This window comes from Oceanivirga salmonicida (genome assembly GCF_001517915.1).
Lineage (GTDB): Bacteria > Fusobacteriota > Fusobacteriia > Fusobacteriales > Leptotrichiaceae > Oceanivirga > Oceanivirga salmonicida.
Map to the genome: position 1 here is coordinate 1 of NZ_LOQI01000062.1, position 9,548 is coordinate 9,548.

8 protein-coding genes are annotated in these 9,548 nt (G+C 25.8%); 2 read left to right on the forward strand and 6 right to left on the reverse strand.

Going from position 1 to position 9,548, the window contains the following annotated elements; genetic code table 11:
* The 6 genes from AWT72_RS07015 to AWT72_RS07040 form a co-directional block, all read right to left on the reverse strand.
* The coding region (locus AWT72_RS07015) for an ABC transporter ATP-binding protein (RefSeq protein ID WP_067142899.1) at positions 1-967 on the reverse strand (967 nt) is incomplete at its 3' end.
* Positions 968-982: 15 nt separating this feature from the next.
* Positions 983-1,993 (reverse strand): extracellular solute-binding protein, encoded by a 1,011-nt coding sequence (locus AWT72_RS07020; RefSeq protein ID WP_067142903.1) that lies wholly within the window; start codon positions 1,991-1,993, stop codon positions 983-985.
* The gene (locus tag AWT72_RS07025) at positions 1,990-2,826 is read right to left on the reverse strand and encodes a glycerophosphodiester phosphodiesterase family protein (RefSeq protein ID WP_067142906.1); all 837 of its coding nucleotides are present in this window, start codon (positions 2,824-2,826) and stop codon (positions 1,990-1,992) included. Before AWT72_RS07025 ends, AWT72_RS07020 begins: the two co-directional genes overlap by 4 nt.
* A gap of 233 nt (positions 2,827-3,059) precedes the next feature.
* Positions 3,060-4,433 carry a GntP family permease gene (locus AWT72_RS07030; protein WP_067142909.1) on the reverse strand — a complete coding sequence of 458 codons (1,374 nt, stop codon included), beginning with the start codon at positions 4,431-4,433 and terminating at the stop codon, positions 3,060-3,062.
* 2 nt (positions 4,434-4,435) lie between these two features.
* On the reverse strand, positions 4,436-5,467 hold the full coding sequence (pdxA, locus tag AWT72_RS07035; RefSeq protein WP_067142912.1) for a 4-hydroxythreonine-4-phosphate dehydrogenase PdxA: 1,032 nt from the start codon (positions 5,465-5,467) through the stop codon (positions 4,436-4,438).
* Positions 5,468-5,494: 27 nt separating this feature from the next.
* On the reverse strand, positions 5,495-6,793 hold the full coding sequence (locus AWT72_RS07040) for a four-carbon acid sugar kinase family protein (RefSeq protein ID WP_067142915.1): 1,299 nt from the start codon (positions 6,791-6,793) through the stop codon (positions 5,495-5,497).
* Positions 6,794-7,096: 303 nt separating this feature from the next.
* Between AWT72_RS07040 and AWT72_RS07045 the strand changes: the two genes are divergently transcribed.
* The gene (locus AWT72_RS07045) at positions 7,097-8,269 is read left to right on the forward strand and encodes an IS110 family RNA-guided transposase (protein ID WP_067142918.1); all 1,173 of its coding nucleotides are present in this window, start codon (positions 7,097-7,099) and stop codon (positions 8,267-8,269) included.
* 287 nt (positions 8,270-8,556) lie between these two features.
* On the forward strand, positions 8,557-9,548 hold a 992-nt coding region (locus AWT72_RS07050), incomplete at its 3' end, for a hypothetical protein (RefSeq protein WP_156413103.1).

The following is a 9,548-nucleotide window of genomic DNA, read 5'->3' on the forward strand; positions in this document are numbered from 1 at the left end:
TAGTTTCTCCTACCTTAAAATCTTTATCACTTGAATTTTTTTCGACATTTTTTAATTTTACTCCATTTACTTCATATGTTATTTTTGAAGTCATACCCGTATATTCTACATCATCAATAATTGCTTCAATCTCAATATCACTTTCATCATATCTTAAAGTTTTTAGATTTTCTAATCTAAAATAAATATCTGCATCTTTATTAAATTTATCACTTAATATTGGACTTATTTTTTCTAAATCAGTTTTCTGTAATTTATTTATGTCTCCTATAAATTCACATACAAATTTTGATTTTGATTTTTCATATATTTCTTTTGGAGTTCCAACTTGCTCAACAAACCCATTATTAAAAACTGCTATTTTATCTGATAATGTCAAAGCTTCTTCTTGATCATGTGTTACATAAATAGTCGTTATTTTTAATTGTTTTTGCAATCTCTTTAATTCTCTTCTTAACTCAACTCTTAATTTAGCATCCAAATTAGATAATGGCTCATCTAAACATAATATTGCTGGATTTAATACAAGCGCTCTTGCAATTGCTATTCTTTGTTGTTGTCCACCTGATAATTCTGAAACATTTTTAAATAATTTATCTTCTGTTATATGTACTTTTTTACAAATTTCTCTAACTTTTTTATCAACTTCATCTTTATTTAATTTTTTTACTTTTAAACCAAAAGCAATATTTTCATAAACCGTCATTGTAGGAAATAATGCATAACTTTGAAATACTATACCTATACCTCTTTCTTCTATAGGCATTTTTGTTACATTTTTTTCGTTTATGTATATTTCTCCCTTAGTGACTTCATTAAATCCTAATAAGGCCCTTAAAGTTGTAGTTTTACCACAACCCGATGGTCCTAACATAGTGAAAAATTCACCTTCTTTTATCTCTAAATTTAAATTATCAACCGCTACAAATTTACCATAACTTATTTGCACATCTTTAAATCTTATCATTTTATTATAACCTACCTATTTTATATATTGTAACTGTGCTTTTTCAAGCCAAGCATCTATGTTTTCAGATACAAATTTCCAATCTATTTGTTGTATTTTTAAATTTTTTATTATTTCTTGACTTTCTTTAGGAGCTTTTGCTAATGCTTCCGGTAATGCCGGAGTTGTCCCAAATTTTTGTGCCCATAATGCTTGTTGTTCTGCCGATCCTAACCAATCTATGAATTTCTCAGCCATTTCTTTCTTTTGAGTTCCTTTTATTATTGCCAATTGTTCAACAACTAATGGTACACCTATTTCAGGATTCATAATACCATAATCATAATTATATTTTTTACCTCTTTCAATAGCTCCTGATGCCCATATCATTTGAACTGCCATTTTACCTTGCATAAGGTTTCCCCACCAGTCTTCTTCACCTTGTATTATATGTGCATTTCCGAAATAATTTTTAACTACTTCCCAACCTTTATCTGATATACCTAAATCTCCATTTGGATCTTTATATCTAGAAATTATACTAGAATAAACTGCTTTACTTGTCCCACTTGTTGTTTTAAAAATACTATACTTATCTTTAAATAATGGATCAGTTGCTAATTCTACCCAATCAGTAGGTACTTTTCCAATTTTTTCTATGACTTCTTTATTGTATACTGCTAATAGTGCTGTTTGTGTTACTGCATGATAATAACCTTCTGGATCAGATAATCCCATAGGAATATCTTTTGCCCAAACTGGTTCATATTTTTCTAAAACATCAGCTTTTTTTAATTTTTCATATTCTATAGGATTTAATCCAAATACAACATCTGCAATAGGTTTATTTTTTTCTGCTAATAATCTATTAGATGTTTCTGTTCCCCCTGCTGATACAACACTAATATCAAAACCTGCTTTTTTAGCTTCTTCTGTTAAATATTCTGCCCTTCCATTTGTACCAGAATTAGTATAAACAATTAATTTCTTATCACCACATGATAACATCGCTAAACTTAAAATAAGTGTCATTAAAATTTTTTTCATTTTATCTTTCCTCCATTAATTTTGTTATTTCTAAATTCATATAATAAGAAAGGCCAATCTGTTTGTATAATATTAAATCCCCTTTCATATAACCATTCCCAACCCTTTCCATCATTAAATAATGAAAAATCATCAGAATATCCTGCTTGTAATTTATGTATACCCCCTAACTCAATAGAATTTGCCCATATATGTATATTCTTATTTTTTAATTTATTAATATATTCATTTGAAATAATTTTATCACTTGAATTTTTAAACAATAATTCAACTGCAACTAAATTTATTTTTTCATCAATTACCTTATCAATATCTTTATAATCATCTAATATTGGCATATACATTAACTTGATATCACTATTTTTTAAAAATGAAATATATTCATCATTAGGTGGTGATTTAACTATAACTTCATCTTCCATATTTAATTTTTTTACTAATTTAAAAACTTCATCAAAATTATCCCAAGCTCTATCTAAATTAATTAATCCTTTACCTTTTGAAAATTTTAAAATATCTTCAATTTTATCTACTTTTTTACCAGTTTTATTACCTAATACATTTAAATATTCTAAATTTTCTATTTCTTTTGAACTCATTTCACTTAATTTTATATTCTTATTAAACCTTTTAAATTCTTCATTTGAATGAAAAGCATACAATATATTATCAGTTGATTTTATAACATCAATTTCTACAATATCTGCACCTGTTCTAAACGCCAATTCAACAGATTCTAATGTATTATCTATAATATTAGCACCATATAAGCCTCTATGCGATACTATTAAAAAAGTTTTCTTTTTTATTAATTCATCTAATTTTTTTCTCATTATATCCACCTTTTACTATATATAATATATGATAAACACTATACAACTATTGTAACTTGATTTATAATATTGTCAAATTTTAAAATTTAATTAAAATACCATAAATTATATAAAATATAATAAAAAATGCACTAAATTATTAGTATAGTTTACTTTCAATTATTTATTATTTCAATTAAAAACTAGTAAAAAGTTTTTCTTTCTACTAGTTATAATTTATATTTCTACTAATTTTATCCAAATATCGCATTTAAAATAAATACTGTAATCCCACCTACAAACCAAGCTATTGTAGAAGTTATAGAATATGCCTTAATTTGTTCCTTTGTATTTGTAATTCCCAAAGTTCTATGAACTACCCAGAAATAACTATCATTAAAATTACTAAAGAATAATGATCCTACACATGAAGCAAGAGCAGCAAATACTAAATTTACATTTAAATTTACCAATATTGGTGCAGTAATTGAAGCTGCTGTTATCATAGCAACTGTCCCTGAGCCTTGTATTAATCTAACTATGGTTGCAATTATGAAAGGCAATAAAATTGGTGGTAATGAACTAGAAGCTATAAATTCCGCTATTTCATTACCTGCTCCACTACTACGAAGAACAGACCCCAATGATCCTCCAGCACCTGTAACTAACAATATTATACCAGCTGATTTAATTCCTATTTCCATTTGTTTTATGGTTTCTTCCCTAGTAAGTCTACCTGTTAATCCAATTATTGCTACTATTAACCCTACTGCAACAGCTATAACTGGATTTCCTATAAATACAAATACTTGTTTCATGACCCCTTCTATTTTGAAAAATCCTATTAATTGATTTATCAATATTAATACTATGGGTAATAAAATTGGTGTAAATGTTATAAAATTAGAAGGTAAATTTTTTTTATCCTCTAAAACTGTTTCATATGTAATTTTAATATCTTCTGCTTTTACTCTTTTAATTGGTTCTAATGTATCATCAGTAGCTATTAAATATATTTCTTTTCCTACTTTCTTAGCATATAATAAACCTGCTATTACCATAGGTATTGCTATAATTATACCCCAAAGTAATATATGACCAACACCTACACCATATATTCCCGCAACTCCTACTGGTCCTGGAGTTGGTGGTACTAATGAATGCGTAACTACTAATCCTATTGCTAGCGACAAACCTAAACTTGTCATAGATTTTTTAGTCGTTTTTGAAATAGCTTTTACCAATGGTGATAAAATTACAAATCCTGAATCACAAAATATAGGAATAGAGACTATAAATCCAGTCAATACTAACGCAATCTCTTCTTTACCTTTACCTAACATTTTTATAAATGTTTTAGCCATTCTCTCAGCTGCTCCAGAAACTTCAAATAGTTGTCCCATCATAACACCAAAACCTATAATTATACCTATACTTGATAAAGTTCCACCAAATCCACTTGTTATAGCCTTTATTACATCTCCTGATGCCATTCCACCAAATAAACCTATAAATGACGCTACTATTATCATTGCTAAAAACGGATGAACCTTAGTTTTTAAAATTAATAGAATTAATAATATTATCCCTATTATTAACCCTAATATTAATTGTGTATTTACTACCATAACTAATCCTCCTTATTTTTTATTTTTTCACATGCTTTTGAATAATTATTTCCATATTTAGCACCTAAATATATAGCTTCTATCATACTTACAGCACTAGCTATTCCTTGACCTGCTATATCCAATGCTGTTCCATGATCAACAGAGGTTCTTAAAAAAGGCATACCAGTAGTTATAGATATTGTTTTTTCAAAATCTAAAGTTTTAGTTGCTATATGACCTTGATCATGATAAAGTGATAATACTGCATCATATCTACCTTGAAGCGCTAAATGAAATACAGAATCTGCGCCAATAGGACCAACTACTTTATATCCTAATTTATTAGCTTCTTTTACTGCTGGTATAATAGATTCAACTTCTTCATTCCCAAACAAACCTTCTTCTCCACTATGTGGATTTAAACCTGCTATTGCTATAACAGGATCTTTTACACCTAATTTATTAAGTTCTATTGTACATCTATTAATATAATCCAATAATCTTTCTTTTGTTACCATATCACAAGCTTTTTTAAGAGCAACATGTCTACTCAAAAAAAATACTCTCATTCCTCTAACTTCAAACATAGTTAAAGGATCGTGTGAATTTGTTAATTTACCAAATATTTCTGTATGACCTATAAATGGAATATTTCCCATTTTTAAAGATTTTTTATTTATTGTACTTGTAGACACCACATCAACTTTTTTATCCATTGCTAACTGTATACATTTTTCTATATATTCATATGCTGCTATACCACACATAGCAATTTCTTTTCCATATTCTAATTTACTCATATCAATATTTTTTAAATCTATTAAATCTATTATTCCATATTCATATTTACCCTGATTTACTTCATCAATTATATTAATATTTAAATTTAAATTTGAAAATCTACACGCATCTTTAATTACACCATAATCTCCAATAATCACTGGTTTACAAACTTCATATACATGTTTATCTGCCATAGCTTTAACAACTATTTCAGGTCCTATACCTGCAGGATCCCCTATTGGTATAGCAATTAACGGTCTCTTATTCATTATATTTCACTCCTCTTTATTAATTTTTTATTTTTGTAGATGTTTAACACATTTGTATAACCCATCTCTTTTACCTATTAATCCACCCTTTGTAACTATATCTAAAAATTTCTTTTTATTTTTATATAATTTCCCATGAACAACTAATGGTATTATTTCTGATTCTAATTTCAACGCATCACAATCCAATGAGTTTGTAACTGCCTTTGTAGTATCACCACCACTTGTGACTAAACCCACTATATCTTTATCATGTGATATTATCTTTTCAGATATACTTGATAATGCTTTATTTATTCTTTGGCTTGCTTCTTCTATATCTATATTTCTAAACTTAGCCTCTACATCTAAATCAATTTTATAATTATCATCTACATTAGTTGTTGTTATACAAATAATATTATGAGAAATTTCTTTTATAATATATTCTGACATAGTCTCTAAATAATATAAATCATCATAATTATCTAATAATTCTAAAGCTGATAAATAAAAATATGAAACTTCTTCTTTTGACATAAGATAATGTATTTGTTGCTTAGTTAAGTCTGTAACACTTCCTATTACTAATAAAATTTTATCTTTTTTAGTAATTTTTTCTAATAATTTATAATTACATATAGCTTTTATAAATGGCCCCGGACAAACTGTTATATATTTTTTTTTGTAATTATAAATTGTACTTGCTATTTTATCTATATCATCATCTGACAATGCATCAAATACTATTATTTTAGCACCAGATTCAACCTGTTTATCAACTTCTAAAAGTATTTCTTTAGTTGACTTTATTATTGTATCAAGATGTATCTCAGCAATTTTATTTTTTGATTGTAATTTTATAATATCTTTAACTCTAGACATTGTTACAGGAGTTTTAGGGTCATTTGCGACACTAGTATTTTGTAAATAAACACCATCAACTATCATATAACCTTTATGACATTGTCTTTTTGATTTAGGAAATGCTGGAACCATAAAAACAATTCTATCTTTTCCCAAAGCATCAATTATGGCATCAATTTCAGTCCCTATATTCCCTCTTAAAGTGCTGTCAATCCTTTTATTAAATATTATTTCATTGCTTTTCTCATATTTTTTAAAAAATTTACCAGCATTAAATACTTTTTTATAAGCTAAATCTAAATTATCTGCTCTAGAATTAGTCGATATAGCTATTACATCAATATCTGAGAAGTTTTTAATAAAATTACTAGAAATTTCATCATGCAATGCAGTCATAACTTTCATTTGTAAGTCTAAAAATAAAACTCCACTAGCATTTGCTCCAGTTAAATCATCAGCTATTATTACTGTAGATAACACATATATTCCCTCCTTGTATAATATAGTTATCTAAAATCAGATATTCTATATCTTAAATTTTTATTTATATAAATTATTGTTTATATATTATTTTATATATATAATATACTTAATTAGATAGAGTGACATCGTTGCCTCCTTGTAGCTTTGACTTCGTTAAAAAGAGTGATGCCTCTTCTGATAAAGTGTTTACGAATTAGTTAGATGTTGGCATATTAATGTACTTCGCATATAGAACAAGGTAGTGACTTTTATCAGCCCTTGAGGACTTCTATCTAAAAATATATTATAGTAGGTGATTTTATGTTTTATTTAGGTATTGATATTGCTAAAAATACTCACATTGCTTCATTACTTGATAATAACGGCAATACAATTTTCAAAGCACATTCTTTTTCTAATTCTGTTAAAGGTACTGATTCTTTACTTGAGAGATTAGAAAAATATTCAATAAATGATATTCTAGTAGGTATGGAAGCTACAGGTCATTATTGGTTATCTGTATATTCATATCTATTAGAAAAAGGCTTTAATATTATTGTTATTAACCCCATTCAAACCGATGGTTGGCGTCGTGCCACTGAAATCAGAAAACGTAAAACTGATATCATTGATTCTATTATGATTGCTGACTTTATACGTTATGGTAATTATGAAACAACTTCACTTGCTGATGAAAAATATTTAAATCTACGTAATATGACTAGATTCAGACATTATTTAATAGAACAAACAAGTGATTTAAAAAGAAAAATTATTGCTAATTTGGACCAAGTATTCCCTGAATATTCATCATATTTTAGTAATATATTTGGACAAACTTCTAAAGAAATACTACTTAACTTTAATACAGCTGAAGATTTTAAAAATCTTAAAGCAAAAGATTTTAAGAAAGTTTTAAAAAATATTACTTTAAAAAATTCTGCTAGTATTAAATTAAATAATCTAAAAGAAGCATCTAAAACTTCTTTTGGTATTAATTTTGCTCTTAATTCATATTCTATTCAAATTAAATGTTTAATAGAACAAATTAAAGTTATTGAAACTCAAATTGAACTATTAGAAAATGAAATAGAATTAATAGTTAAAGACCTAAATACACCCATTCTTACAATACCAGGTATAGGACCAATAACAGGTGCTACTATACTTGCTGAATTAGGTGATATTAACAAATTTTCTAGTGATAAGAAAATTGTTGCTTATGCTGGTTTAGATTCAACTGTTAATCAATCAGGTGAATCAAACGGACAGCACGGACATTTAAGTAAACGTGGCTCATCACACCTAAGAAAAGCCTTGTTTCAAGCCGCTTTTATTGCTTGTACTAATGACACTATATTCAAAGATTTTTATGATAAAAAACGTATTGAAGGTAAACACCATTTAGTAGCAGTTAATGCTGTAGCTCGTAAAATGTGCCATATTATTTATGCTGTTCTAAAAAAGAATGAACCTTATGTAGAACAAAGATAAATATTTCAAAAATTCTATTTAGTGTAGTTATTTTTGTTATGCATAAATTTTTGGAATAACTATTTTAAATTTATTCTTGACTTTTAATAGTTAGTCTTTTAATTAAAGTTTAAGGTACCTCTATTATCATATTAACTTGAAAAAAAATCTTGTCAAAAATATTTATAATATATTTCCAGTATAAAAAAACACCATCAAACACTTATTATAATTGAAAATATTAAAAAAAATAAAAATTGACTAACATGGTGTAAAAATGTATAATAAATTTATATGGAGGTTTTAAAATGAGATATAATGTGAAAAAAATAAAATCAAAAATATATCTTCAACTTTTGGATAATATTTATGACCCAAAAACTAAAAATTCTAAAAGCATAATATTAAAAACTTATGGAGAAGTTTCAAAATTAAAAGAAATTTATGAAAATCCCATAGAACATTTTAGAAAAATCGCTAATGCCGAAATAGAAAAAATTAAAAGTGAAAAAATTATAAATATTAATATAAAAGCAACTACTGCAAGAAAATTTTATAATACTAAAAAAAATAAAAAATTATTTAATAATTTAATATTTATTGGTCATATTTTTTGGTCTGTTTTTTATTATAAACTAGAATTAGATATAATTTTTAAAAAAATTTCTTCTCGTTATAAATTCGAATATTCTCTTAGTGATGTAATGAAATTTTTAATATTTACAAAAATAAATTTCGCTACTTCAAAAAGAGATTCATTGTATTATATTAATTCTATGGGAGAAAAATATAAATTTAACGATGCTGACATTCATAGAATAAATAAGATTATTGTTGAAAATAAAACTATTATTCTGGGTTGGATATATAAAAAAATGCCTAATATTTACAAATATAATTTCAAAAAATCATATTATAACCTAACAACACATACTTTGGAAGATAAAATAGAATTAGGCTTATTATTTGATAAAAATGATATACCTGTAAATTATAGTACACATCCTGATAATAATTTTTTAACAAAAATGCTTAAAACTTATCATGCAAAAAATACTACAACTATCTCAGAAAAAGAAATTAATTCTAATTCATATATTTTAAAATATGGTGTAAAAAAACTTTCAAAAGAACTTAAAAATATTTTTAGAAATGAAATTAAACCTCGAATAGAGAAAATAAAAAAAGAACACCCTGATTTAGAATATATTTATTATCCAATAACTTTAAATAATAGAAAGGAAAAATTTATATTTCAACATTATAATAAATCTAAACGTAAACAAGCCTATATATTAGA

Coding starts and splice junctions, on each gene's coding strand:
- pdxA (WP_067142912.1), bottom strand. CDS start 5,467: ATGAATAAGAGACCGTTAATTGCTATACCAATAGGGGATCCTGCAGGT.
- AWT72_RS07045 (WP_067142918.1), top strand. CDS start 7,097: ATGTTTTATTTAGGTATTGATATTGCTAAAAATACTCACATTGCTTCA.
- AWT72_RS07030 (WP_067142909.1), bottom strand. CDS start 4,433: ATGGTAGTAAATACACAATTAATATTAGGGTTAATAATAGGGATAATA.
- AWT72_RS07025 (WP_067142906.1), bottom strand. CDS start 2,826: ATGAGAAAAAAATTAGATGAATTAATAAAAAAGAAAACTTTTTTAATA.
- AWT72_RS07020 (WP_067142903.1), bottom strand. CDS start 1,993: ATGAAAAAAATTTTAATGACACTTATTTTAAGTTTAGCGATGTTATCA.